Here is a 22,281-nt window from a genome sequence, read left to right as displayed (position 1 = left end):
ATGCAGAAAGTTTATCAAGTCGGATAAAAAAAGTGCAAAAAAAAACGACCCGCAAAGGTCGTTTTTTTAAAGAAACTAAAATTATTTGATTTTAGCTTCTTTGAAGATTACGTGTTGACGGATTTTTGGATCAAATTTTTTGATTTCCATTTTTTCCGGCATAGTACGTTTGTTCTTAGTCGTGGTATAGAAATAACCTGTACCAGCTGAAGAAACTAAGCGAATTTTATCACGCATGGTTCAGACTCCTTAGATCTTTTGACCTTGAGCACGTAGGTCAGCAACAACCTTTTCAATGCCCAATTTGTCGATAATACGCATACCTTTAGTGGTTAAACGAAGACGTACAAAACGTTTTTCGCTTTCTAACCAGAAACGGTGGTGGTGCAGGTTCGGCTCGAACCGGCGCTTAGTTTTGTTGTTGGCGTGTGAGACGTTGTTACCAACGACTGGACGCTTGCCGGTAACTTGGCAAACCTTAGACATGGTGTAACTCCATTGATTTAGCCAACAGCAAATCTGTATGGCCAGTCAAAAATAAACGGATTGAAATCATTCAAGGGGCGTTTTATATCAAAAATGCGCTTAAAAGACAAGCGATTTTCGTCAAAACGCGGCACGAACTATATCGATAGCTCATGCCTTGATCATTTAGCGGAGAAGTGTCTTCGAAATCAGCTTGTGAATCGGTTTATTGAACGGTGGCAGAATGTATTTCAAGCTGTACAGCTTTGGATTCGACATTACTGAGCGTTCATGCGACAAACTGAAGAAGCCTTCTGGGCCATGGTATTTACCCATACCTGATGCACCGACACCCCCAAATGGTAGATCATCCTGCGCAACATGGGTCAGTACCGTATTTTGCCCGAAATGCCCTGAATGGGTACGCTGTGCGACATAATCGGCACGCGCCTGATCAAAGTCGAAGTAGTATAAAGCAAGTGGACGCGGACGGCTATTAATAAAGTCGATGACATCGTCAATTTGATCATATTCCATGATCGGTAACAGTGGGCCAAAGATTTCATGCTGCATGATCTGCATCATCGGGGTGACATTGGTCACGATGGTCGGTGCAATCTTGCGCAGATCAGCCGAGTTTTCACTACGCGGATTAATTTCAATGACTTGCGCACCCTGTTCACGCGCATCATCCAGATAGCCTTGCAGACGGTTATATTGTTTGACATTAATAATCGAGGTGTAATCCTGATTATGGGTGATATCCGGATACATGCTTTCGACACAGGCTTTAAAGTGATCAATGAACTCGGCAGTTTTTCCGAGAGGCAGGAACATATAGTCTGGCGCTACACATGTCTGACCGGCATTCCAGAGTTTGCCCACCGCAATCCGCTGCGCGACATCGCGCAGATCAATCGATGGATGCACCAGTACCGGCGATTTACCGCCCAGTTCCAGAATCACCGGCACCAGATTTTCGGCAGCGGCTGCCATGACGGTTTTACCGACTGCAGTTGAGCCGGTGAAAATCAGTTTATCGAAAGGCAAACGACAGAAAGCATCTGAAATCACACCGCCACCATTCACCACAGCGACCAATTCTTTAGGGAAGGCTTCAGCCAGGGCTTTTTCCAGAACTTCACCAAAGGCAGCCGATGCACTGGAAATTTTGATCATGGCATGGTTGCCGGCCGCCAGGGCACAAATTAGTGGGCCAATCGAGAGCAACAGCGGATAGTTCCACGGTGCGATAATTCCGACTACACCCAAAGGCTGATATTGCACCCAGGCTTTGGCCGGCTGATGAATAATGCCGACATGACGCTTGGAAGGTTTCATCCACCGGGTCAGGTTTTTGCTGTAATATTTAATATGTTCCAGACAGGTGAGCAGTTCACCAATCTTGGTTTCCCCAATGGAACGGTTACCATAGTCCTGATTAATTGCGTCAGCAAATTGATCTTGATACTTAACTAAGATACGCTTAAGTCGAGCTAAACGATCGATACGTTCCTTTGCAGTCGGCAGAGGGTAGTGTAAATAAGCGTGTTTTTGTTGCGCCAAGACTTCATTCAGATATTGGCTATCAAAAAAATGTGGTGTCATTGATGTTGTTTTTGTGTGACTGTTCATGCCGCACTACCATTATTCAAAAATCGATTAATTAATTTTTAGAGCAAATACTCTAATTAGTCAAGTGACTTTGTGTGTTAGCCTGCTAATGCATGAACTGAATGGTTATTTTAGGATGTCCCAAACCAAAACCTTAAAAACTAAAGAGCGTATCTTGCAGCTCAGTTTGCAGCTGTTTAACGAGCGTGGCGAACGATCGGTAACTACCAATCACATTGCGGCTGAACTCGGCATGAGCCCGGGTAACCTGTATTATCATTTCCGCAATAAAAATGAAATTATTAAAGAATTGATGGAACAGTACCAGCATCAGACCTTGGAAATGCTGGCGCTGCCGGATGACCGCGCGCTGGATGCCAATGACAAGGTGCATTATTTTCAGGTACTGAGCAGCCAGTTATGGGCTTATCGTTTCCTGCATCGTGACGTCTATCATCTGGTGGAAAATAACGAAGATTTTCGCAAGATGTATCCACGCTTTGCCGGGCAGGTGATGCAGCAGGGCCAGAAAATCTATAAGGGCTTTGTTAATGCAGGCCTGATGGACATGACCGATTCAGAGATTGAAGCACTGATTATTAACCTGTGGATTGTACTGACCAACTGGACCAACTTCCTGTATATGTCAGGCCATCTGACTGATTCCAATACCCTGGAAGAAAAATGGGTCTGGCAGGCACTCCGTCAAATGGTATTCCTGGAAGGGGCGTATTTACGTGGTGAAAGTCGTCAAACTTATGAAGGTTTATTGAATAGTTTGGGTTCTTCCGAACTTTTTGCCAGCCTGTCGTCGTCTAAAGATTCTGAATCTGAACAAACTATTCAGAATATCCAAGAAACGCGCTAGAATACTCGGCTTATTTTTTAATTTAACTGATTAGTGACTTAAACCAACATGAATATGACGACTGCTAACACCGCACGTTTATTGATTACTTGTGAAGACAAGCCGGGCATCGTGCAGGCTGTTTCGAGCTTCTTGTATCATCAAGGTGCCAACATTACTGCGCTTGATCAATATGCGACAGCAGCGCAGGGCGGACGTTACTTCATGCGCGTTGAATTTGAATTAGATAATCTTCAAAGTCGCAAAGAAAGTATTACCCAGACTTTTGCAGCGAATGTGGCAGAACGCTATGGCATGCAATGGCGTCTGGCTTTGGTCAGTGACGTGAAGAAAGTCGGTATTCTGGTGTCTAAAGTCGATCATGCCTTGCTTGAGCTGTTATGGCGTCATGCGCGTGGTGGTTTGCCTTGTGAAATTACCAAAGTGGTATCGAATCACGAGACTTTACGCGAAGCAGTTGAAAACTTTGGCATTCCATTTGAAGTCGTGCCGGTGAACAAAGACAACAAACCAGAAGCTTATGCAGAAATCGACCAGTTGATGCAGGGCAATGACCTGTTGGTATTGGCGCGTTATATGCAGATTCTGGATGAAGAGTTTGTCAGCAAGTGGGAAATGAAAGTGATCAACATTCACCATTCTTTCCTACCGGCTTTCGTAGGTGCCAATCCGTACAAACAGGCCTATGAAAAAGGCGTGAAGCTGATTGGTGCAACTGCACACTATGTGACTGCTGATCTGGATCAAGGTCCGATCATCGAGCAGGATGTGGAGCGCGTGAACCATGACTTTACCGTTGAGCAGTTACGTGAACTCGGTCAGGATGTGGAACGTAATGTATTGGCCCGTGCGGTAAAATGGCATTTGGAAGACCGTATTATTGTCGATGGTAACAAGACTGTCGTGTTCCAATAAGACTTGCATTGAGTTTTAAAAAGGCATACTTTTAGTGTGCCTTTTTTGTTTTGATGCAAAAAAGTCAGTCAAAGGAAGGATTAGCGGTTGCAAATGAAAACACTTCTCATTTATTATTGGCATACTTTAATTGTGCTAACCGATGAGCTTGATAGTTTGTTCCACATCATCTCCTCAAGGTAATAGATTTAATGAGTCAAGTTGCTGCGCCCCAAATGCCTACACCGCCAAATCAGATGAAAAAGAAAGTCATCTCTATCGTGGCGGCTGTACTGGTTGGGCATGTGGGTGTGTTATATGCGATCAGCCAGATGAAAGCACCTGAGCTGGCACCCATTGATAAGCAACCCTTAAAAGTGCGCTTTGTAAAACTCCAGGAAGCGCCAAAACCTTTACCGCCAAAGCCGAAGGCCGAGCCACAAAAAGAGCCGCCTAAGCCAAAAGAAGTCAAAATTGTCGATAAACCGCTGCCACCACCACCGAAAAAAGTAGAAAAAATCGAGCAGGTGAAAAAGGCTGAAGAGCCAAAAGTGGTTAAAGCACCGCCAGTTGAAGCAAAACCAACCCCAAGTCCGGTTGTACCGACAGTGGTCACTGAAACTAAAGTTAAACCGGCACCTGCTCCAGTCGCGCCACCTGCGCCTGTGGCACCGCCAGCACCTGCTGCGCCGCCATCCCCGAAAAGTGTATCGATTGGTGGGGGCGTGTCTTGGCAGCGTTCACCAAAAGTCTCACTCTCTGCAGGTGAATTAAAATCAGCCTGTTCACTGGTAGTAGATGTTTCAGCGAATGAGCAGGGTAAAGTAGTTTCTGCGACTGCACGAAATTCAAGTTGTAGCCCGGCGGTAACGCGCAAAGTAGAAGCGGCGGTACGTCGTGCACAACTCACCAAATATGTTGAAAATGGTGTGGCTTATCCAACCCGTGTGGAACAGCCTTTCGATTTTCAGGTTAAATAACGGCTCACCCATTAGGAGTTCGAATATGAACTTTTCAGTTTATTGGCAACACGCTGATGCAGTCAGTAAAACACTGTATTTCGTGTTATTGGCAATGTCGATTGCGACATGGACCATATTTGTGCTGCGTTTGATGGGCACTCGCCAACTGAAACAGATTGCCTATGCTCAGTTATCTAAGGCATTGGAACAACTGAAAACCAAACTGGCTCCTTTGGGCTTTGAACAGCGTAAGGCAGTGGCAGAACAGGCGCTGTTACGCCAGATTTCAGCAGAAAAAGCCAATGCCGAAAAAGGTGTATCAGTTTTGGGTACCATCGCATCGATCTCTCCATTTGTCGGTTTGTTCGGTACGGTATGGGGCATCTTCCATGCGTTGGTTGCTGTTGGTAAAAGTGGTCAGGCTGGTCTGGCACAAGTGGCAACCCCAGTCGGTGAAGCATTGATTATGACTGGCTTAGGTCTGGCAGTCGCGATTCCTGCGGTACTGGCTTATAACATCTGTGTCCGTGCTAATCGTGGTTTGGCACACGAGTTACAAGATCAGGCACATGGTCTGCTGATTGATACTATGCTGCAACAGGAATCTGCTGCAAAAAAGTCTGATGAAAAAGTAACACAACAGAGTTTCATGGGAGGTCAAGCTTAATGGCTTTTCAACTGGGTGAAGACAACGATGTAGGCATGAATGAGATGAACCTCATTCCCCTCATCGACATTATGTTGGTATTGATGATCATCTTTCTGGTGACAGCGACCGTTGCGAACCCATCAATTCCATTAACCTTGCCACAAACTACTGCGGAGATTATCGATCTGCCGCCTGAAAATGTCACGATCAGCATCAATGCCGAAGGTGACATTGCCTGGAATGGCGATGTACTGACGCTAGAGCAGCTTGAAACCCGTTTTAATGAAGCGGGCCAAGCTGAACGTCAGCCGACTATTGTGTTGAAAGCGGATAAAGAATCACGTTATGACTCGGTGGCGCAAGTCATGTCGCGTGCGAGTGGAGCCGGACTCAGTGATATTGCTTTTGCAACCGATAACTAAGATTTAGATAATAAAAAAAGCGACTGATTGCAGTCGCTTTTTTTATGCCCATTTTTCGTGAATCTTAATGGGTTTTTAATAGGGTCGTAAATTTGCTGCGTAATTTATTCAATTTTGGCGGAATGGCAAAATTGCAATAGCCCTGGGTCGGGTTCTTGGCAAAGAAGTTTTGATGATAGTCTTCCGCCGGATAGAAAGTTGGAGCAGGGCTCAGTTCAGTCACCACATTGATGCTATCGGTTTTCAGAGCATCGATCGCCTGCTGCGCCTGTTGCTGCTGTTCATCATTCAGATAATAAATTACAGAACGATACTGGGTGCCGACATCATTGCCCTGACGGTTTAATGTGGTTGGATCATGGGTCGCAAAAAATACATCAAGCAACTGGGTATAGTTAACCTGGTTTTCATCGAAATCGATCAGAATGACTTCGGCATGGCCGGTATTGCCTCCGCAGACATCATCATAGTTTGGCTCAGTCGTATGACCACCTGCATAACCGCTGACGACCTGCTGAACCCCCTGGATCTGTAAAAATACGGCTTCAGTACACCAAAAGCATCCCCCACCGAAAAGTGCCTGTTGCATGGTTGATTCCTCATTCAATTAAATAACTCAATTGGGCTGATGGTTAAATTCCAGCTCATCAGTATGAAAGATAAAAAAGCCTGTCCATACAGGCTTTTTGTAGGGATGTATTAACGCGGCTGAGCAGCACTTTCTAGCTGGATCAAGAGATTCCCATGGCGATCCAGTAATTTTAAGGTTTTAGCAAATACCTGATAATGCGTCACTTTGGCTAAAGCTTCATTAAATTTCTGATCAAGCTGATCGTTGTTCATACAGGCCATACGGGTAGTGGCCATCTGGCTCAGGGTCAGCGTATCTTTCGCTGCTGTGTAGCTGCCCATAATCCGGTTACAGCTATCTGAACCTGAAACGCGCTGGGTACTGGCATCAAATTGCAGACTCGGAACATTGCGTGCGGTTGGCGCAGTCTTGATTTCAGTATTGCCAATCTGGGTCGCAATCCAGGTACGATTTTGCAAAAGTTGTAAATGATTCGCGGTTTGTGTCGTGGCTGTATTAGGCACAGTTTCGCAGCCCATGACCGTTAAAACCGAGCCTAAAATCGCGATTGCAGTTAATTTTTTTAGCATGAGAGATACTCTGATCATTGACTAGCTATTTGTATATAAACAAAAAAATGATCAAGGTTCCAGTTGATTTTGTATCTTTATTGAAGTGGATTTGCTACACAGTTATCGCATGTCTGGTTTCGGTAGACCTTGTCGCATGAGTCTTGAATAGTCCTGACTGGAGAGATTAGCGGTCTGTTCTACCCGTGGATTGACATGCGCGCGTTGATACCAGGTGCGCATATCCCAAGACTGTTCCAGTACTTTCAGGTCATAGAGATAATTTGGTAAATAGCCGGAGGCCAGCAACCGGTAATCTGAGGGTAGCTGTTGTTGCGATATCGCCTGAACCATATCAAAGACTAGTGTGGTGCAATTACTGGTCAGGGTATTGTACCATTTTGGCTTTTGTGCCAGTTCATCGGCCTGACGCAGATATTCCTTGAATAGCGCTTTAGCCTGAGCTTGCGGCATCTTTACCGGGAAAAAATAGACCTGTTCACCACGGACATTGCTGCGGGTATAAACAATATCCTTTTCGTCTGATGCAACCAGACTCAGTTCATATTTTCGGAAAAAGCCACCAATCGCTGAAAACTCCTCATTTTTTTCCTTACGGATTTCAATCGAGAAGGTGAGTGGCTTTTGATTGGCAAAATCAAAGCTGACAAGGGTGTGGGCTATTCTTGGCCCCATCCAGTAGGAAGTAATAATGTTCACGCCAGTAATCTGATTCAGATCAAAACTGCGGCTTTCCCAGCGTTCGATATAGCGCCCATCGGCCTGCCAGTCAAAGTTGCGGATATTGTGTAAGGTAACCTGATCGCCTTGCTGCTCATAATGCAGAAGCTGGGAAACCTCAGGATTCCACTCTCGATCCTGACGCGCTTCCAGACTGAAATATCCCAGCAGACAGAATAAAAAGGCCAGAAGATAAAGAACGCTATCCACTTGGCGGGAGATCAGATGCCGGGTGAAATAAATCCCGAGAACGACCAGCGCAAAGGTCAGCCAGAGTCCAATCAGCATCAAGCTGCCGATTTTTCCGAGGGGTTGATGAACCCAGAGCATCAGGCTGAACCACAGGCTCGACAGAAGGACGAATAAAGTAAACAGGCTGCCCAGTAGCCACAGACTCCAATGTCTGGAGATGTATTCGCGTCCCTGCATCATCACTTTTTCATGAGAAATAGGTTTTATTTTCTGTAGGTTGCGAACTCAAAAGCAATGCCGGTTTTGTCGTCGATATGTTGCTCGGCAGCGACTTTTTTAAATTCTGCTGGAATCGCTGGATAATAGGCATCGCCCTGTACATCCAGTTCGACATGGGTCAGTTCCAGACGGTCTGTAATATTCATGGTCTGTTTAAAGATTTCACCGCCACCAATGATGAAAATGGTTTCAGGCTTTTCTGAAGCCTTCACATCTGCAACGGCCTGACTCAGCGCATCTTCAATGCTATAAGCGACTTTGGTGCCTGCAAATACCCAGTCTGGATCACGGGTAATCACCCAGTTCACGCGTTTAGGCAATGTACGTCCCATCGATTCTAGTGTCTTGCGACCCATCACCACCACACCACCTTGGGTGATTTCCTTGAAGTGTTTCAGATCTGCCGAAATATGCCAAGGCAGATCATTACCTTTGCCGATACAACGCTGCTGATCCATGGCGACGACGTGTACAACTTCTAAATATTGAAATGACATGTATTGAATCCTTCTTATCAAACCCAAAGTCCTTCGTGTAATTTTTTACTGGTACGAAAGAAAGGTTAAAAATCTATATTGATTGCCTTCACGCTTTAGGGCCGGAAATATATTTTGAAAGGAGTTGGCGATTCACGCGTGGTAAAAGACCTCTCCCTAGCCCTCTCCTAGGAGGAGAGGGAACTTTATAATAAAGAAAATTAAACAGCGACAGGGGCTTTAATTCCTGGATGAGATTCATAACCGACAATTTCGATATCTTCAAATTTGAAATCGAACAGGTCTTTAATCTCGGGATTTAGTTTTAATTGACAGAGGTCGAGTGGCTCACGGCTAAGCTGCAACTGTGCTTGTTCAAAATGGTTGCTGTACAAGTGGGTATCGCCACCAGTCCAGATAAAGTCACCCACTTCCAGATCACAGACTTGCGCGATCATATGCGTCAACAAAGCATAGCTGGCAATATTAAATGGAACACCTAAGAATACATCGGCACTGCGCTGGTATAACTGACAAGACAATTTTCCATTGTGTACAAAGAACTGGAACAGGGTATGGCAAGGGGGTAATGCGACCTGACCCGCTTCATTCGGGTTCCAGCCCGATACAATCAGACGGCGCGAATTTGGATTGGTTTTAACTTCATTAATCAACCATTTGATCTGGTCAAAACCATCCTGATTATAACTATTGTCTGCATTTTTGCTGGCACCAAAATTGCGCCATTGGTGACCATATACTGGGCCTAATTCGCCTTCAGGACGGCCAAAACGCGCAGTTTGTTCTGCGGTCGCCCATTCATCCCAAATCGAGACTTTATTGTCTTTTAAATACTGAACATTGGTATCGCCTTTCAGGAACCACAACAGTTCGATCACGATAGAGCGGAAATGAACTTTTTTGGTGGTCAGTAAAGGAAAACCTTGGGAAAGATCAAAGCGCATCTGATGACCAAATACCGAACGTGTCCCTGTGCCGGTACGGTCGCCTTTATCGCCGCCGTTGTCGAGGATATGTTGTAAAAGGTCAAGATATTGGCGCATAGGTCTCTCTTAAAAATTTGTTTAAATTACCTTTTTTCAGAAAAAAAAGTCTATCTCAGATAAAGCCGTTTTCTGTTGAGCTGGGCAAATTGAATTGAATGCATCATAACATTTTTTTCTAATATTTCTGATATTGCATTAAATGTAAAAAAGCACCCAAAAAGGGTGCTCATTGCTAAAAAGACTTAAGCGGTTTTATTGCCCGTATGAACTGTATGAATCAGATCAGACAGATCATATCCCAAGGATTCTGCATAACTTAAATATTCGCGTTGAATGGTTTCATCCAGACTGGTACCGCGATGCAGTAGCCATAAATATTCTTTATTCGGTTCGCCTACAAGCGCGGTCTGATAATCTGGATCGATTTTTAATACCCAGTAATCACCCTTGGTGAACGGAATCCAACGCAGGCCTTCAGGTAAAAAGCTGACTTCAAGCTTGGCATGTTCTGCATCGATAATGGTCGCTTCAGCAATGGCTTCATCCAGTTTGCCATAACCATCCAGACAACGGTTCTGAACCCGAACCTTGCCATTTTCATTCAAGCTATAGACAGCAGAAATATCGGTGCTGTCTTCAGGTTGGTGCTTCATCGGCAAGTGTGCAATGTCATACCAGGTACTTAAATATTGTTCTAAATTAAAATTTGAAACGGTACTTAAAGTCTGACTCATTTTTCTTCTCTGTTTAGTTCAATATTTAAAGTTTAGTTCAAGGTTTAAAAATGCCGCATCAGTGTAATACAGGCGGTAAAGCTCAAAATGATGTAATCATGTGGTGAAATGTTATCTGAAAATGGCCGAGCTACAGATTAAATCCACACGTTTGAGTAGAAAAAGATAAGGACTCATTTTGCGTATTTCAGGCTGAAAAAGCTTTGCAAGGCATTGGAATTGGCTTTGCTTTACATTTTTTTTGCAAAGATGATGGGTTTTGTAACTGTATTAGAAAGAACGGCTTAATTTGAATGCCGCAAAAATAGACAAATTTATTTACATTTTTAATGTGAAAGATAACATTTAAACGACTAGTATTCTCGGCTTGTTAACAATATGAAAGCCTAAATTACAGGCTAGGAGCGGTTGGTAAGGCATGATCTATGATCATCAAGTAAACATGAGCGAAGTACATGCTCCTGTCCAAGCGAATATCATGGTGCGTTCCCAATCGGAGCAAAGACCTAAAAAGTCATCCCAGCAAGCTACTGTCCGTAACGCTTCAGGCGTAAGCAATGGCCATCGTATCAATATCGAGAAATTTACCAGTTATCTGCAAGGCATTACCCGAAATACCAGTACACAGAAATGTGCGCGCAGTATTCGTGTCGGTCTGCAATCCTCGGGTGCGAAAATTGTGAATCATCCGGTCGCAGCGGCAGATTGGGGAAGTACCCTGATGCAGCTGGGCTATAAGAAAATTAATGCTTCTTTTGATCGGCCGAAAAAAGGCGATATCTATATTATTGACCGTACTCAGGGCCATAAATATGGACATATCGCGGCTTATTCAGGTAGTGCCTGGGTATCGGATTTTAAACAGCGAGATCATGCGGTTTATCGCAATAAAAACGTGACTTATAGTTATTATCGTCTGGAAACTTACTTCTAAGAAAACACTGCGAAGTGATCAGTCCTCAAAACGCTTCGCACGGCTTTCATAGATTGAAACGATAAATAATCCAATCGCGGCAAAGCCAAGACATTGCAGACCCAAGGCAAATTTACCCCATTGCTGGCGCTGTTCGGGCAAATAGCCAAACAGGGTAATTAAGGCAATGATGGGAATGACCCGGCTCAAGGCGCTAAAGCCATTTGCATAGGGATTGGATTTCGAAATTTTCAGACGGAAATGGTGCAGTAAATGCATGACAATTCCAATCACTAAACTCACCCCAACAAATACTGGATCTAACTGGGCTACAGTTGATGCTGTATAAATCAAAATACAGGTCGCGATGATGACGATGAGTTTGATTTGACGGCTACAGCGTTCGGAATACCAAAATTCAAGCATGGGGTGAACCCGAATCTGATTTGTTTTGATTGAGCAGCGACAATGGTGAAAATAGGCAAATCGCCAGTGCCATAAATGCAATGCCTTGTGCACCCGGAATCAGGATTTCGCCCTGTTGCATATTCATAAAAACTAAAGCAATCAATAAGGCAATTGGAATCCAGGTCAGTAATCTATACAGCAAACCGGTCGGGTTTTTGCTGGCAAAGTGGATTTTGCAGTAACGACAAATCAGAAAAATGATGCCGGTACCGACAAACATCAAAATCGAATCTAAGGGCAGTGGTTCCATCCAGTACAAGCCTGCAGCTGTCGCTGCAATCACAATAAAGATCAACAGTTTTTTGAGAACAGATACCTGCGGATTAAACCAGAACTCAAGCATAATAATGAAAGAATAGAAGAGATAATCGGCACTTTAGCATATTTTGAGTATAAAAAAGCGAGGCCTTTGCCTCGCTAAATTACGCGATTTTCTTAGCTATTTTTGTTTGAACCCCAATCATATATTTTCTTATGGTAGGCATACCACATCATCCACAAGCCAATCAGGATCATTGGCAGGCTCAGGAATTGTCCTTTGCTCATCCAGCCAATAAACAGCTGACCATTGTCCGGCTCACGGAAGAATTCAACCACAAAACGTGCCAGGCCATAACCGATCAGGAACAGCGCAGAAACTGCCATACGTGGACGAGGCTTGGAACTGAACCACCATAAGACAATAAACAGGATCAGGCCTTCACACAGCGCCTGATAGAGTTGAGATGGATGACGCACCAGTTGCAGGGGATCGGTCGGAAAGATCATGCCCCAGGCAAAGTTTGGGTCGGTGACCTGACGGCCATACAGTTCGCCACCAATAAAGTTACCAATTCGGCCAAACATCAAGCCTGTCGGTACGCAAGGTGCGATAAAATCCAGAGTCTGGAACCAGGTCATCTTATATTTCTTACACCACCACAACATGGCCAGAATGACCCCGAGGAAACCGCCGTGGAAACTCATACCGCCGGTCCAGATCTGGAACAGCCATAAAGGATCGGCCAGGAACTGGGAAAAACCGTAGAAGAAGACATAACCGACACGGCCACCAATGATCACACCGAGTGCACCGAAGAAAATCAGGTCAGACACCATATCCGGTGTCCAGCCACGTTGTTTGGCGCGAAACGTCGCCAATCCCCAGGCAAATAAAAATGCCAGTAAGTACATCAGTCCATACCAGTGGACTTGTAAGGGCCCGAGCGAAATCGCGACGGGATCAATATTGGGATAGGTTAGCATTCCTGTTCCTTGTGATTCTGTTTTGCACAGATTTTAGCTTAAAGCAAAGAAAAATGTTGTACATTCAATGTGTAAAGATCGAGAGCGTAAATTATGTGTATCGTGGCATTGGCGTGGCGGGTTCTAGATCAGGCCCCGTTATGTCTGATTTCGAACCGGGATGAATTCTATCAGCGGCCTACACAGGCACTGCATGAATGGGAAAATAGTCCGATTATTGCCGGACAGGATCTGCAGTCAGGCGGCACCTGGATGGGAGTGACGGCGGCAGGAAGATGGGCGGTGATTACCAATTTTAGAGATGGGCAGGACCAAAAGTCTTATCCGACTTCACGCGGTCATATTCTTCAGGATTTTCTTGAAGCTGAATTAACACCAATTCGGTTTGCCCAGGAACTGGAAAAAAAGCAATGTGACTATGCAGGCTTTAACCTGTTTGTCGGTGATCGAGAGCAGGCGGTCTATATGAGCAACCGTGGTGAAGCAGCGCAAGTGTTGGCGCACGGTGTATATGTGGTATCCAATGGTTTGCTGACTGAGCATTGGGAAAAGACCCGTCACTTACGCAAGCGCTTTACCCAGGAATTCCTGCCCATGATGCAGCATCCCGATATACCTGAGTCGGATCTCTGTTATGCCGTGTGGGATATTCTGGAAGATGAACGTAAAGTGATTCCTGAACTACTACCCGAAACAGGGATTTCGATTGAAATGGAACATCTGCTGTCTTCGACATTTATTCAAAGCCCAGCCTATGGCACGCGCTGTTCCAATTTTTTGAGAATGCAGCCTCAACAATGGCACTGGATTGAAAAGTCACAACAAGGTGCAACCGCAGGTCATACCATTGAGAAAATCATTGCTCTGCAAAAATAATGGAATAAAAAAATGCCGACAGATGTCGGCATTTTAAAAAATTATCTAAATTTTTGAAGTTAGACAAAAAATTACTTAGCTAGCAATGGTGCCTCCATCATTACGCGTAATCACAACAGTTGCTGAACGTGGACGTGCTGTCTTGTTCGAACGATCTGTTTGGCTGGCAGGCCAGTTACTGGTTGGAGCATCAAATTTTTTAGAATCTTCACCCGGATGTTGTACGTTGATGAAAATTGCTTTGTAGTCCGGTGTCATGGTGACACCAGTGATTTCACACTCTACTGGACCGGTCAGGAAGCGACGTAGATTTTCATCGGTCACTTTGGCACCAGCAATTGTTGCTTGACCATTAGAGGTTGTTACTACACCACCATCACCAACTTGTCCAGGTAATGCTGCCAGCATCATACAGTTGGTTACATCTGTATAAGCGCCGTCATCAGTCTGAATCCAGAGTACACCGCGAGGGTCAAACCACATACCATCTGGTGAAGACAGATCATTATTATCATTTAAGCCAGACAGGTTGATATTGGCATCCATCGATGCTTCAGCACCGAACAAGTAGATATCCCATTCAAAGCTTTCTGATGTGGTATTTTCCTCTTTAAAGCGAATAATATGGCCATTCACATTACCTTTACCGCCTTCAGGATCTGAGTAATTACGTGGGTTGGCAGCATCAACAGGTTGTGCCGAGTTATTGCCACGGTTACTGTTATTGGTCAGGGTAACGTAGACCTCACCATTCTCTGGGTTAACAGCTACCCATTCAGGGCGGTCCATCTTCGTTGCACCAACGGCATCGCCTGCTAAACGTGCAAAAGTTAATACATCTGCATCAGAGCTAAATGGATATACTGCATTTTGTGCAGTTAAACCGTTTTTACCATGAGCAAGTTCAATCCATTGACCAGTTCCATCTGCATTGAACTTGGCCACATAGAACTTACCGTTATTCATATATTTGTCACCAGCACGGTAGCCGGTATTGATATCTTTTGGATCCCATTTTGCATCAGAGACAAATTTGTAAATGTATTCACCACGTGAGTCATCGCCCATGTAGAAGGCAAACTGTTGACCTTCAACGGCATGGCTAGCACGACAGTCTTCATGCGCAAAACGACCTAAAGCTGTACGTTTTACTGGGTTTGAGCGACTATCAAATGGATCAATCTCTACAATCCAGCCAAAGGTATTCGGTGCATTACGATAGTCTTGACTTGCTGACGCCTTAGTAACGTCCGCTGACCAACGGTCATACATATCTTGTGATTCAAGACTTGCTGGCGCTGTTTCCCAGGCATAACGAGAAGATTTATCTAAATAAATAGTGCGGCCTTGGTCATCCAGTTCAGGGATTTTTTCACCAAAGGCATCTTTAATATAAATGATGCTGCCTTTCTCATCACGTTTAACTGTACCGTCGGCATTTTTTTCAGTTTGATAAGAAATCTCTAAACCTAAGCCATAACGTTTAAGTGCTATTTTTTCAGCTTCAGTGCGTGCTGCATACTGGTCTGTTCCTGAACGTTGGAAATAACCAATAAAATTTTCTTCGGCAGTTAAATATGTACCCCATGGTGTATAGCCATTACCACAGTTATTTTGTGTACCGCGAGTTTGACGACCGTTAGGAGAGAAAGCTGTGTGGATTAATGGAGAGGTCGTTACCGGCCCAGCAAAATCCATCACTGTTGAAGCCGTAATACGGCGGTTAAAGGGAGATGATTTTACAATTTCAACAGCCTGAGACTCTGTATTTTTCTTAACATGCACAATTGAAACACCATGTGCATTCACTTCACGAATGACTTCATCTTCTGGACGGCGACCATCTACTTTAGTTGCACCCTTAGGGTGTAAAAAAGTTTGATTGATGTATTCATGGTTCATCACCAGCAGGCCATGCTCAGATGCATTTTCCTCATAACGGCCAGTTTTAGTGCTTAAACCAAAATAGCTCATACCATCATGGCAGTCACCCGCACGGAATTGAAAGCTTGGACCCGATGGAACCTCGCTATCATTCCAGTCTGGGTAAAGTGGATGAATCGAGTCACCCATTGCATAGAGGACAGTGGCTGTATAGCCTTCAGGAACAGTAACCCAGTCATCCAGGTTTTTCTTCACCGGGCTAAAGCTTAATTTTTCTGGACGTACATTGTTGTCCGCTGGAGGAGTTGGTTTGTTCTCATCATCCCCAATATTTGCATTATCATCGTCATCGCTACATGCGGTCAGGCTAGAAGCCAAAGCCAATGCTGCAGCGCCACTAGCTGTTTTTTTAATTAAGCTACGACGAGAAATACGCTGCTCTAAAATATCACGAAAGTGCATGTTATTTGAGTTGTTATTATCTAGCTCTTGATCTTCATGATAGGGTGTTTGGTATGTCATTTTTAGTTCCTAGCAAAAAAGGCTTGGTTATAAAGTTATGAACAAATTAGACCTAAAGTATGACAAAATGGTTAAGTCTATATTTCAATAAAGTTAAATAAATCAATATATTGGTGTAAATTTAAACAAAAAGACAGCCAAGGCTGCCTGAGTTAAATACGATTCTTTTTGTTTTTGGATTCTTGTTATTATTGATCGGTTAAACGACGCTTTTCAATCAGTTTTCCTGCCAACAAACCCAGTTCAAACAGCAGCCACATCGGGACAGCCAGCATGATCATCGACAGGGCATCCGGTGGGGTCACGAACATTGCTACAAAGAAACAGCCGACAATAATAAAGCGCCGTTTCTCGACCAGGGTTTGTGTTGAAACTGCGCCAATCAAGATCAGAACTAGGGTAATAATCGGGATTTCAAAGGTAAAACCAAAGACCAGAAACAGTTTTAAACAGAAGCTGAGATAACTGTTGATGTCGGTCATCGGGGCTACGGTTTCAGGCGAAACACTGATAAAAAAATGCAGAATTGAGGGCAATGCCACAAAGTATGCAAAGCTGATGCCAGTATAAAACAGCACGATACTGCCGATCAAAAGTGGCAAGGCCAGGCTCTTTTCTTTGGCATACAGCGCAGGCTTAATAAAGGTCCAGAGCTGATACAGGATAAACGGCATCGCGATCATCAGCGCGACAAAGAAGTTCAGCTTAAAAGGTGCCATGAAGGTTGCAGTGACATCTGTAGCAATCATAGTCGAGCTGGCGGGTAGCTGTGTACGCAGCGGTTCAGACAACCACTGGTAAGTCTGATTGGCAAAGGGCAACAAACAGAAAAACAGGCCAATCAGGACAGCAACCACTTTAAACAGATGCTTTCTTAAGATGATCAAATGCTGGGTAATCGGCATCTGTTCAAGATTCAGCGTTGCAGCCTCATTTGAGGCTGGTGTGGTCGGTAAGGATGTCATACGGCCACCTTCATTTCTGTATAACGTTGTTCTGAAATCACGGTTTGAATTGCTGTAGGCTTGGGTAAATACACGGGAGATACAGGCTGTATCACCGGCTGATAGCTGAGCAAGGGCTGAGCAGACTGAGGTTTTATTTTTAATTGATCAGCTGCAATCGGCTGCTGCAAATCTGTCATTTGTGCCTGCATCTTGGCTTCCAGTTCCTGAATCCGCTGCATTTCAGCCTGCATCTGTTCACGTAGCTCGGACAGGCGTAATTCACGATCAAGATCATTCTGAACGTTGCTCACCATACGCTTGATCTTGCCGTACCATGTTCCGACAAAACGTACTGCTTCCGGAAGCTTATCTGGCCCAAGGACCAAAAGCGCAATAATCCCGAAAATCAGCAGCTCGGTCATTCCGATATTGAGCATAGCGAACTCTTAACTTTTAACCGAATGTTCAGGAGTTTTGACCTGGGCATCAATGGTGCGTGGCTCTGCAAGTTTGGCCTGTTCAGCCTCTTCATCTTTGACTGATTTTTTAAAGTCTTTAATCGCGCCGCCGACGTCTTTACCCAGATTTTTAAGTTTCGATGTACCGAACAATAAAATCACCACAATTGCAAAAATCAGCACATGCCAAATTGATAATCCTGCCATTATTTTATCCTCCATATTTCATGCACCTATCTCAGCAGGCTTGTATGACAATGCAGTGACGCTTTAATGACAGTTTGCCGACACAGCATCAGTGCGATGAATCGTCCATATCAAAAATTCTATGATTCGATCAAAACCAGGCTGTGCTAGCATATGGCCTGATATGGAAATCTCAGCAGCACTGTCATGGCCTTGATTCTTCCGCTCCTGTCTTTTCTGACCGGTTATTGGGGCGTGCAATATTTAAAACCGATTCGGCCTTTCTTGGCGGCTTTACTGGCCCGTGTCCTGATTCCGGTACTGATTATTTACAATATGGTGTTTTACCAAGAGGGCAGTTTGTGGCTGATTGCCTTCAGCTTTTTCTGTTCCTGCGTATTCTTTGCCTTGTTTTATTTCATCCTGAAAAATAAACTGCGTGCCTTATGCCTGAGCTATTTAAATGGGGCATGGCTGGGAATTCCTTTTGCCTTGGCAGTTTTTGGTCCACAAGTGACCAGTACCGTGGTGGCGCTGTATATTGGTGGTTCTTTGTTTGGCAATGTCTGCGCAGTAATGGCAGTCAGTGAAGCCCGACAAGACACGCGTTATATTTTAAAAAATGTGTTGTTCTCACCTCCGGTGGTCGCTTTGTCGATGGCAGCTTTATTGTCATTTTGGGATTTGAGTCATTGGCAGCAAGTGCCTTGGATAGAGATACTGTATCAGGCCAATAAAGTACTGGTCACTTTTAGCGGCATGTGTGTGCTGGGAATGTGGCTGAGCAATGTGCGGATCAGCCGCTTCGATTTAATGCGCAGTCTGCAACTTATTTTTTGTCGTGGGCTATTTGCTGTTTTACTGTGTGTTGCCGCCTATTATTATTTACCTATTCCGCAGCAGACGCTGACCTATGCGGTACTGCTGATGTTCTTTTTATTGCCGCCTGCAGCCAATATTGTGGCACTGGAAACCCATTATCAGGGAACGGGCCATTCCGCCAAATATATTGCTTCGGGAACTTTGGCCAGCGCGATCTTGATTGCCTTATATGGGGTAATCGTGCATGCGTTGATGCCTACGCTATAGATTCCCTCTCTTTTTAGGAGATGAGAAACGCTGTTTCGCAAGGGGAGAGATGTATTTTAAAAATCCCTCACCCCAGCCCTCTCCCAAAGGGAGAGGGGGTAATGAGAGGAGGAACTTACTTCGCCAAACTCTTCTTAAACAACTGCATCGCCTGACCACGATGACTGATTTTATTCTTTTCTTCCTTGCTCATTTCTGCACTGGAAATTCCCAGTTCCGGTAACCAGAACAACGGGTCATAGCCAAAACCATTTTTACCACGTGCAGCTTCCAGAATTTCCCCGTGCCAGATACCCTGAAAGACTTGCGGTAAGGGATCTTCGGCATGTTGGACCAGTGCCAGTACACAAACAAACATGCCTTCAATTGCTTCACCATCTTGGCGTAAGGGTTTGAGATCGGCTAGCAGTTTTTCATTATTGGCGGTATCGTTGCCATGTTCCCCAGCATAACGGGCCGAGTAAATGCCGGGAACGCCTCCAAGAACTGGCACACAAATGCCTGAATCATCTGCAATAGCAGGTTTTCCGGAAATTTTAGCGGCATGGCGGGCCTTAATAATGGCATTTTCGACAAAGCTTAAACCGTCTTCGATGGCATCTTCGATATTCAACTTGCCTTGAGCCACGACTTCAACCGGGAGTTGTAGCTCGGCAAACAGTTTTTCAAACTCGGCAATTTTACCTTTGTTATTACTCGCCAATACCAGTGTGCCTTCGGATAACCAGTCAGTTGCAGCCATGTTAAAACTCATTATTAGATAAAGAATGAGTACTATTTTAGCAATGGATCAGGAACTTGCGGCAATAAAAAAGCACCCGAAGGTGCTATTTATACCATTCAGCTTATTGTGCCTGAATCCATCTGTCGGCACGATCACGCGCCTGACGGATCTGCTCTTGGGTTAAGTTCGCTGCCAAGGCAGTTTTTCTGCCTTCCGACAGCGTAATCACTTTATTGTCGAGCATGCCATCACGGGTAGACAGTTCATACCACTGGTAAGCGCCCATATAGTTTTTCTTTTTCTCTTCCATCATTGCCAGATTAAAGCTGGCACGGTTATCGCCACGGCTAGCCGCTTTTTCAAAATACTGACGCGCCAGCGCTTCATCTTTTCTGGTGCCAATACCATCTGCCAGCATACGGCCGACATTCAGCTGGGCAACTGCCAGACCTTGATCCGCAGCAGCTTTATACCAGGCAAAGGCCTGTCGTTCATCTTTTTGAATGTCTTTACCATACTGGTATTTGGTGGCCAGATAAAACTGTGCGCCGGCCTGACCAGCTTTCGCTGCTTTGGTCAGACTGTTGATATCCATGATGGAATACTGAGCCGCTTGACTGGCAACAGATGGACTAGGTGCAACATAATCTGCATGGGCTTGCATGCCAAAAAGTCCCGCCAGTAGCGTCGTACTTAATAATAATTTTTTCATAGCGCGCTCACTCGATAAATTGCGACTTCACCAAATAGATTAGGGAGATGCTTGCTCAGCAAACTATCTTCTTGATTCCCGTTCACAGCGAGTCGATTAATAATTTTGATATTATTTTCCGCACAAAGTGCTTCAAAATCACGAAATGTACATAAGTGGATATTCGGGGTGTTATACCACATATACGGCAAGGCTTCAGAAACCGGCATTCTCCCTTTGATTGCCAAGAAAGACCGGGTCTTCCAGTGCGCAAAGTTCGGGAAGGTAATAATGGCCTGTTTCCCCACACGCACCATATCACGTAATAATACGTCAGGCGCATCTACAGCTTGCAAAGCTTGTGCCATGACCACATTGTCAAAAGACTGGTCAGCAAAGCGGCTTAAGCCGAGGTTTAAGTCCTGCTGGATGATATTTAACCCGCGACTGACCGCAATTGCAATCTTTTCCTGATCAATTTCTAATCCGTATGCACGAATATCGTGCTTTTTACTCATTTGTGCCAGCAGTTCACCATCGCCACAACCGAGGTCAAGTACGCTAGAACCGGGCTTAATCCACTTTTCAGCGAGTTGTTGATCGATACGCATTATATGGTCTCCTTCGGTGTTGCTTTCAGGTGTTCTTCACCCCCGAGAAATGCACGCAAAGATTTTACATAGAGCGGAATCGGGAACAGGAAGGAGTCATGGCCTTGTTCCGCATCAATATCCAGATAGCTGACAGGTTTATGGTTGCTAATTAAGGCATCCACGATTTCTTGCGAGCGGGCAGGGGTAAAACGCCAGTCAGTGGTGAATGACACCACCAGGAATTTGCACTGGGTATTGGCCATGGCTTTTTTGAGCGACTGTTCATATTCACGCGACGGATCAAAGTAATCCAGTGCCTTGGTCATGATCAGATAGGTATTGGCATCGAAGTTACGGCTGAACTGTTCACCCTGATAACGCAAATAGCTTTCGACCTGAAATTCAACATCGAAACCATACATAAATTTGCCTGATTTCAAATCGCGGCCAAACTTCTGCTTCATGGCTTCTTCGGACAGGTAGGTAATATGGCCGACCATACGTGCCAGAATCAGGCCACGTTTAGGATAGCTGTCATTTTCCAGATAACGACCATTATGGAAATCCGGGTCTGACAAAATCGACTGACGTGCCACTTCGTTAAAAGCAATATTCTGTGCAGAAAGCTTTGGAGCGCTGGCAATGATCACGCATTTTCTTAAACGGTTTGGATAATCCACTGACCATTGCAATGCCTGCATGCCACCCAGTGAACCGCCAATGATGGCATCCCAGGTATCAATTCCTAAACGATCAGAGAGCAGGGCTTGGGTTTTGACCCAGTCACGTACCGTAACCAATGGAAAATCGGGGCCATAAGGACGGTTGTCATTTTCAGGGTTGGGCGAGATCGGGCCGGTAGAACCGCTACAGCCACCAATATTATTCAGTGAAACCACAAAGAATTTTGACGTATCAATGGCTTTGCCGGGACCAATACATGAATCCCACCAACCGGCTTTTTTATCATCTTCATGATGATAGCCAGCAGCGTGGTGATGACCGGAAAGGGCATGACAAATCAGAATGGCATTGGACTTATCGGCATTGAGTTCGCCATAAGTTTCAACCATCAGTTCAAAACGTGGGAGGATGCGACCGCATTCAAGCTCTAACGGCTCTTCAAATTGGAACTTTTGTGGGACAACAATGCCCACTGAGTCAGCTGGAAAAGACACGGGGAGGATTCGCCTTAAATCTTTAGTATGAATAATAAAAGGATACCATTTGCCGGTATCCTTC

General features: G+C 44.8%; 28 protein-coding genes. 8 read left to right on the top strand and 20 right to left on the bottom strand.

Features of this window, described 5'->3' with window-relative positions:
• Positions 1-81: 81 nt before the first annotated feature.
• The 3 genes from rpmG to ACIG3F_RS03710 all read right to left on the bottom strand — a co-directional run bounded on the left by rpmG (position 82) and on the right by ACIG3F_RS03710 (position 2,100).
• The gene (rpmG, locus tag ACIG3F_RS03720) at positions 82-237 is read right to left on the bottom strand and encodes a 50S ribosomal protein L33 (protein ID WP_001205031.1); all 156 of its coding nucleotides are present in this window, start codon (positions 235-237) and stop codon (positions 82-84) included.
• Positions 238-249: 12 nt separating this feature from the next.
• Positions 250-486 carry a 50S ribosomal protein L28 gene (gene rpmB / locus ACIG3F_RS03715; protein WP_000048256.1) on the bottom strand — a complete coding sequence of 79 codons (237 nt, stop codon included), beginning with the start codon at positions 484-486 and terminating at the stop codon, positions 250-252.
• A 165-nt stretch (positions 487-651) separates the two neighbouring features.
• Positions 652-2,100, bottom strand: a complete 1,449-nt coding sequence (locus ACIG3F_RS03710; RefSeq protein ID WP_004278439.1) for a coniferyl aldehyde dehydrogenase — start codon at positions 2,098-2,100, stop codon at positions 652-654.
• A 115-nt stretch (positions 2,101-2,215) separates the two neighbouring features.
• Here ACIG3F_RS03710 and ACIG3F_RS03705 point away from each other — a divergent pair, with 115 nt between their 5' ends.
• The 5 genes from ACIG3F_RS03705 (at position 2,216) to ACIG3F_RS03685 (ending at position 5,874) form a co-directional block, all read left to right on the top strand.
• A complete protein-coding gene (locus ACIG3F_RS03705) occupies positions 2,216-2,947 on the top strand; it encodes a TetR/AcrR family transcriptional regulator (protein ID WP_180082934.1) in 732 nt (243 codons plus the stop codon).
• 48 nt (positions 2,948-2,995) lie between these two features.
• Positions 2,996-3,862, top strand: a complete 867-nt coding sequence (gene purU, locus ACIG3F_RS03700) for a formyltetrahydrofolate deformylase (RefSeq protein WP_005250645.1) — start codon at positions 2,996-2,998, stop codon at positions 3,860-3,862.
• Positions 3,863-4,053: 191 nt separating this feature from the next.
• Complete coding sequence (locus tag ACIG3F_RS03695) at positions 4,054-4,821, top strand: hypothetical protein (protein WP_005267494.1); 768 nt, start codon at positions 4,054-4,056, stop codon at positions 4,819-4,821.
• A gap of 25 nt (positions 4,822-4,846) precedes the next feature.
• The gene (locus ACIG3F_RS03690; protein ID WP_396469404.1) at positions 4,847-5,470 is read left to right on the top strand and encodes a MotA/TolQ/ExbB proton channel family protein; all 624 of its coding nucleotides are present in this window, start codon (positions 4,847-4,849) and stop codon (positions 5,468-5,470) included.
• Positions 5,470-5,874: a biopolymer transporter ExbD gene (locus ACIG3F_RS03685; protein ID WP_004278434.1), complete on the top strand. Its 405-nt coding sequence runs from the start codon at positions 5,470-5,472 to the stop codon at positions 5,872-5,874. The genes ACIG3F_RS03690 and ACIG3F_RS03685 overlap by 1 nt, the downstream gene beginning before the upstream one ends.
• 64 nt (positions 5,875-5,938) lie before the next feature.
• On the opposite strand, the gene msrA is transcribed toward ACIG3F_RS03685, so the two are convergent.
• The 6 genes from msrA to ACIG3F_RS03655 form a co-directional block, all read right to left on the bottom strand.
• Complete coding sequence (gene msrA, locus ACIG3F_RS03680) at positions 5,939-6,463, bottom strand: peptide-methionine (S)-S-oxide reductase MsrA (protein WP_396469403.1); 525 nt, start codon at positions 6,461-6,463, stop codon at positions 5,939-5,941.
• 110 nt (positions 6,464-6,573) lie between these two features.
• Positions 6,574-7,035: an META domain-containing protein gene (locus tag ACIG3F_RS03675; protein WP_005267490.1), complete on the bottom strand. Its 462-nt coding sequence runs from the start codon at positions 7,033-7,035 to the stop codon at positions 6,574-6,576.
• Positions 7,036-7,137: 102 nt separating this feature from the next.
• Positions 7,138-8,187 (bottom strand): DUF4105 domain-containing protein, encoded by a 1,050-nt coding sequence (locus tag ACIG3F_RS03670; RefSeq protein WP_396469402.1) that lies wholly within the window; start codon positions 8,185-8,187, stop codon positions 7,138-7,140.
• Between the two features lie 23 nt (positions 8,188-8,210).
• Positions 8,211-8,723, bottom strand: a complete 513-nt coding sequence (locus tag ACIG3F_RS03665; protein ID WP_396469401.1) for a dihydrofolate reductase — start codon at positions 8,721-8,723, stop codon at positions 8,211-8,213.
• 200 nt (positions 8,724-8,923) lie between these two features.
• On the bottom strand, positions 8,924-9,766 hold the full coding sequence (gene thyA / locus ACIG3F_RS03660; RefSeq protein ID WP_005261761.1) for a thymidylate synthase: 843 nt from the start codon (positions 9,764-9,766) through the stop codon (positions 8,924-8,926).
• A 185-nt stretch (positions 9,767-9,951) separates the two neighbouring features.
• Positions 9,952-10,443 (bottom strand): lipocalin family protein, encoded by a 492-nt coding sequence (locus ACIG3F_RS03655; protein WP_086044125.1) that lies wholly within the window; start codon positions 10,441-10,443, stop codon positions 9,952-9,954.
• A gap of 418 nt (positions 10,444-10,861) precedes the next feature.
• Between ACIG3F_RS03655 and ACIG3F_RS03650 the strand changes: the two genes are divergently transcribed.
• Positions 10,862-11,377 (top strand): hypothetical protein, encoded by a 516-nt coding sequence (locus ACIG3F_RS03650; protein ID WP_004729511.1) that lies wholly within the window; start codon positions 10,862-10,864, stop codon positions 11,375-11,377.
• A gap of 18 nt (positions 11,378-11,395) precedes the next feature.
• Here the strand turns inward: ACIG3F_RS03650 and ACIG3F_RS03645 are convergent, their stop codons facing one another.
• The 3 genes from ACIG3F_RS03645 to lgt form a co-directional block, all read right to left on the bottom strand.
• Positions 11,396-11,782, bottom strand: coding sequence for a hypothetical protein (locus ACIG3F_RS03645; protein WP_086044124.1), 387 nt, complete (start codon positions 11,780-11,782; stop codon positions 11,396-11,398).
• Complete coding sequence (locus ACIG3F_RS03640; protein ID WP_005250664.1) at positions 11,775-12,167, bottom strand: hypothetical protein; 393 nt, start codon at positions 12,165-12,167, stop codon at positions 11,775-11,777. Before ACIG3F_RS03640 ends, ACIG3F_RS03645 begins: the two co-directional genes overlap by 8 nt.
• Positions 12,168-12,259: 92 nt before the next feature.
• Positions 12,260-13,069, bottom strand: coding sequence for a prolipoprotein diacylglyceryl transferase (gene lgt / locus ACIG3F_RS03635; RefSeq protein WP_005103147.1), 810 nt, complete (start codon positions 13,067-13,069; stop codon positions 12,260-12,262).
• A 93-nt stretch (positions 13,070-13,162) separates the two neighbouring features.
• Here lgt and ACIG3F_RS03630 point away from each other — a divergent pair, with 93 nt between their 5' ends.
• Positions 13,163-13,945: an NRDE family protein gene (locus tag ACIG3F_RS03630; RefSeq protein ID WP_005103148.1), complete on the top strand. Its 783-nt coding sequence runs from the start codon at positions 13,163-13,165 to the stop codon at positions 13,943-13,945.
• Positions 13,946-14,020: 75 nt separating this feature from the next.
• On the opposite strand, the gene ACIG3F_RS03625 is transcribed toward ACIG3F_RS03630, so the two are convergent.
• The 4 genes from ACIG3F_RS03625 to tatA form a co-directional block, all read right to left on the bottom strand.
• Positions 14,021-16,351: a PhoX family protein gene (locus ACIG3F_RS03625; RefSeq protein ID WP_396469400.1), complete on the bottom strand. Its 2,331-nt coding sequence runs from the start codon at positions 16,349-16,351 to the stop codon at positions 14,021-14,023.
• A 188-nt stretch (positions 16,352-16,539) separates the two neighbouring features.
• Complete coding sequence (gene tatC, locus ACIG3F_RS03620) at positions 16,540-17,316, bottom strand: twin-arginine translocase subunit TatC (RefSeq protein WP_005103151.1); 777 nt, start codon at positions 17,314-17,316, stop codon at positions 16,540-16,542.
• Complete coding sequence (gene tatB / locus ACIG3F_RS03615) at positions 17,313-17,735, bottom strand: Sec-independent protein translocase protein TatB (protein WP_005103153.1); 423 nt, start codon at positions 17,733-17,735, stop codon at positions 17,313-17,315. The genes tatC and tatB overlap by 4 nt, the downstream gene beginning before the upstream one ends.
• 9 nt (positions 17,736-17,744) lie before the next feature.
• Positions 17,745-17,963 (bottom strand): Sec-independent protein translocase subunit TatA, encoded by a 219-nt coding sequence (gene tatA, locus ACIG3F_RS03610; RefSeq protein ID WP_004729524.1) that lies wholly within the window; start codon positions 17,961-17,963, stop codon positions 17,745-17,747.
• Between the two features lie 186 nt (positions 17,964-18,149).
• On the opposite strand from tatA, the gene ACIG3F_RS03605 reads away from it, so the two are divergent.
• The gene (locus ACIG3F_RS03605) at positions 18,150-19,031 is read left to right on the top strand and encodes a hypothetical protein (protein WP_005103155.1); all 882 of its coding nucleotides are present in this window, start codon (positions 18,150-18,152) and stop codon (positions 19,029-19,031) included.
• Positions 19,032-19,146: 115 nt separating this feature from the next.
• Here ACIG3F_RS03605 and rdgB read toward each other — a convergent pair whose 3' ends face one another.
• The 4 genes from rdgB to ACIG3F_RS03585 all read right to left on the bottom strand — a co-directional run bounded on the left by rdgB (position 19,147) and on the right by ACIG3F_RS03585 (position 22,217).
• A complete protein-coding gene (rdgB, locus tag ACIG3F_RS03600; protein ID WP_004647419.1) occupies positions 19,147-19,773 on the bottom strand; it encodes an RdgB/HAM1 family non-canonical purine NTP pyrophosphatase in 627 nt (208 codons plus the stop codon).
• A gap of 103 nt (positions 19,774-19,876) precedes the next feature.
• Positions 19,877-20,467, bottom strand: coding sequence for a tetratricopeptide repeat protein (locus tag ACIG3F_RS03595; protein WP_004647420.1), 591 nt, complete (start codon positions 20,465-20,467; stop codon positions 19,877-19,879).
• A complete protein-coding gene (metW, locus tag ACIG3F_RS03590) occupies positions 20,464-21,057 on the bottom strand; it encodes a methionine biosynthesis protein MetW (protein ID WP_004278415.1) in 594 nt (197 codons plus the stop codon). The genes ACIG3F_RS03595 and metW overlap by 4 nt, the downstream gene beginning before the upstream one ends.
• Complete coding sequence (locus ACIG3F_RS03585; RefSeq protein WP_004647421.1) at positions 21,057-22,217, bottom strand: homoserine O-acetyltransferase; 1,161 nt, start codon at positions 22,215-22,217, stop codon at positions 21,057-21,059. Before ACIG3F_RS03585 ends, metW begins: the two co-directional genes overlap by 1 nt.
• Positions 22,218-22,281: the final 64 nt, after the last annotated feature.

Origin of the sequence: Acinetobacter sp. NPDC052428, from assembly GCF_044547685.1 — a bacterium.
Lineage (GTDB): Bacteria > Pseudomonadota > Gammaproteobacteria > Pseudomonadales > Moraxellaceae > Acinetobacter > Acinetobacter lwoffii_G.
Note: the sequence above shows the minus strand (reverse complement) of the source record. Positions and strands in the feature narration are given on the sequence as shown.

What these genes read in the sequence shown, in the direction of transcription:
- tatC (WP_005103151.1), bottom strand. Translation starts at nt 17,316, where the DNA reads ATGACATCCTTACCGACCACACCAGCCTCAAATGAGGCTGCAACGCTG.
- ACIG3F_RS03710 (WP_004278439.1), bottom strand. Translation starts at nt 2,100, where the DNA reads ATGAACAGTCACACAAAAACAACATCAATGACACCACATTTTTTTGAT.
- ACIG3F_RS03695 (WP_005267494.1), top strand. Translation starts at nt 4,054, where the DNA reads ATGAGTCAAGTTGCTGCGCCCCAAATGCCTACACCGCCAAATCAGATG.
- rdgB (WP_004647419.1), bottom strand. Translation starts at nt 19,773, where the DNA reads ATGGCTGCAACTGACTGGTTATCCGAAGGCACACTGGTATTGGCGAGT.
- ACIG3F_RS03605 (WP_005103155.1), top strand. Translation starts at nt 18,150, where the DNA reads ATGGCCTTGATTCTTCCGCTCCTGTCTTTTCTGACCGGTTATTGGGGC.
- ACIG3F_RS03640 (WP_005250664.1), bottom strand. Translation starts at nt 12,167, where the DNA reads ATGCTTGAGTTCTGGTTTAATCCGCAGGTATCTGTTCTCAAAAAACTG.
- rpmG (WP_001205031.1), bottom strand. Translation starts at nt 237, where the DNA reads ATGCGTGATAAAATTCGCTTAGTTTCTTCAGCTGGTACAGGTTATTTC.
- ACIG3F_RS03595 (WP_004647420.1), bottom strand. Translation starts at nt 20,467, where the DNA reads ATGAAAAAATTATTATTAAGTACGACGCTACTGGCGGGACTTTTTGGC.
- ACIG3F_RS03630 (WP_005103148.1), top strand. Translation starts at nt 13,163, where the DNA reads ATGTGTATCGTGGCATTGGCGTGGCGGGTTCTAGATCAGGCCCCGTTA.
- metW (WP_004278415.1), bottom strand. Translation starts at nt 21,057, where the DNA reads ATGCGTATCGATCAACAACTCGCTGAAAAGTGGATTAAGCCCGGTTCT.
- ACIG3F_RS03655 (WP_086044125.1), bottom strand. Translation starts at nt 10,443, where the DNA reads ATGAGTCAGACTTTAAGTACCGTTTCAAATTTTAATTTAGAACAATAT.
- lgt (WP_005103147.1), bottom strand. Translation starts at nt 13,069, where the DNA reads ATGCTAACCTATCCCAATATTGATCCCGTCGCGATTTCGCTCGGGCCC.
- tatA (WP_004729524.1), bottom strand. Translation starts at nt 17,963, where the DNA reads ATGGCAGGATTATCAATTTGGCATGTGCTGATTTTTGCAATTGTGGTG.
- thyA (WP_005261761.1), bottom strand. Translation starts at nt 9,766, where the DNA reads ATGCGCCAATATCTTGACCTTTTACAACATATCCTCGACAACGGCGGC.
- rpmB (WP_000048256.1), bottom strand. Translation starts at nt 486, where the DNA reads ATGTCTAAGGTTTGCCAAGTTACCGGCAAGCGTCCAGTCGTTGGTAAC.
- purU (WP_005250645.1), top strand. Translation starts at nt 2,996, where the DNA reads ATGAATATGACGACTGCTAACACCGCACGTTTATTGATTACTTGTGAA.
- msrA (WP_396469403.1), bottom strand. Translation starts at nt 6,463, where the DNA reads ATGCAACAGGCACTTTTCGGTGGGGGATGCTTTTGGTGTACTGAAGCC.
- ACIG3F_RS03705 (WP_180082934.1), top strand. Translation starts at nt 2,216, where the DNA reads ATGTCCCAAACCAAAACCTTAAAAACTAAAGAGCGTATCTTGCAGCTC.
- ACIG3F_RS03625 (WP_396469400.1), bottom strand. Translation starts at nt 16,351, where the DNA reads ATGACATACCAAACACCCTATCATGAAGATCAAGAGCTAGATAATAAC.
- ACIG3F_RS03650 (WP_004729511.1), top strand. Translation starts at nt 10,862, where the DNA reads ATGATCTATGATCATCAAGTAAACATGAGCGAAGTACATGCTCCTGTC.
- ACIG3F_RS03670 (WP_396469402.1), bottom strand. Translation starts at nt 8,187, where the DNA reads ATGATGCAGGGACGCGAATACATCTCCAGACATTGGAGTCTGTGGCTA.
- ACIG3F_RS03645 (WP_086044124.1), bottom strand. Translation starts at nt 11,782, where the DNA reads ATGCTTGAATTTTGGTATTCCGAACGCTGTAGCCGTCAAATCAAACTC.
- ACIG3F_RS03690 (WP_396469404.1), top strand. Translation starts at nt 4,847, where the DNA reads ATGAACTTTTCAGTTTATTGGCAACACGCTGATGCAGTCAGTAAAACA.
- ACIG3F_RS03685 (WP_004278434.1), top strand. Translation starts at nt 5,470, where the DNA reads ATGGCTTTTCAACTGGGTGAAGACAACGATGTAGGCATGAATGAGATG.
- ACIG3F_RS03675 (WP_005267490.1), bottom strand. Translation starts at nt 7,035, where the DNA reads ATGCTAAAAAAATTAACTGCAATCGCGATTTTAGGCTCGGTTTTAACG.
- tatB (WP_005103153.1), bottom strand. Translation starts at nt 17,735, where the DNA reads ATGCTCAATATCGGAATGACCGAGCTGCTGATTTTCGGGATTATTGCG.
- ACIG3F_RS03665 (WP_396469401.1), bottom strand. Translation starts at nt 8,723, where the DNA reads ATGTCATTTCAATATTTAGAAGTTGTACACGTCGTCGCCATGGATCAG.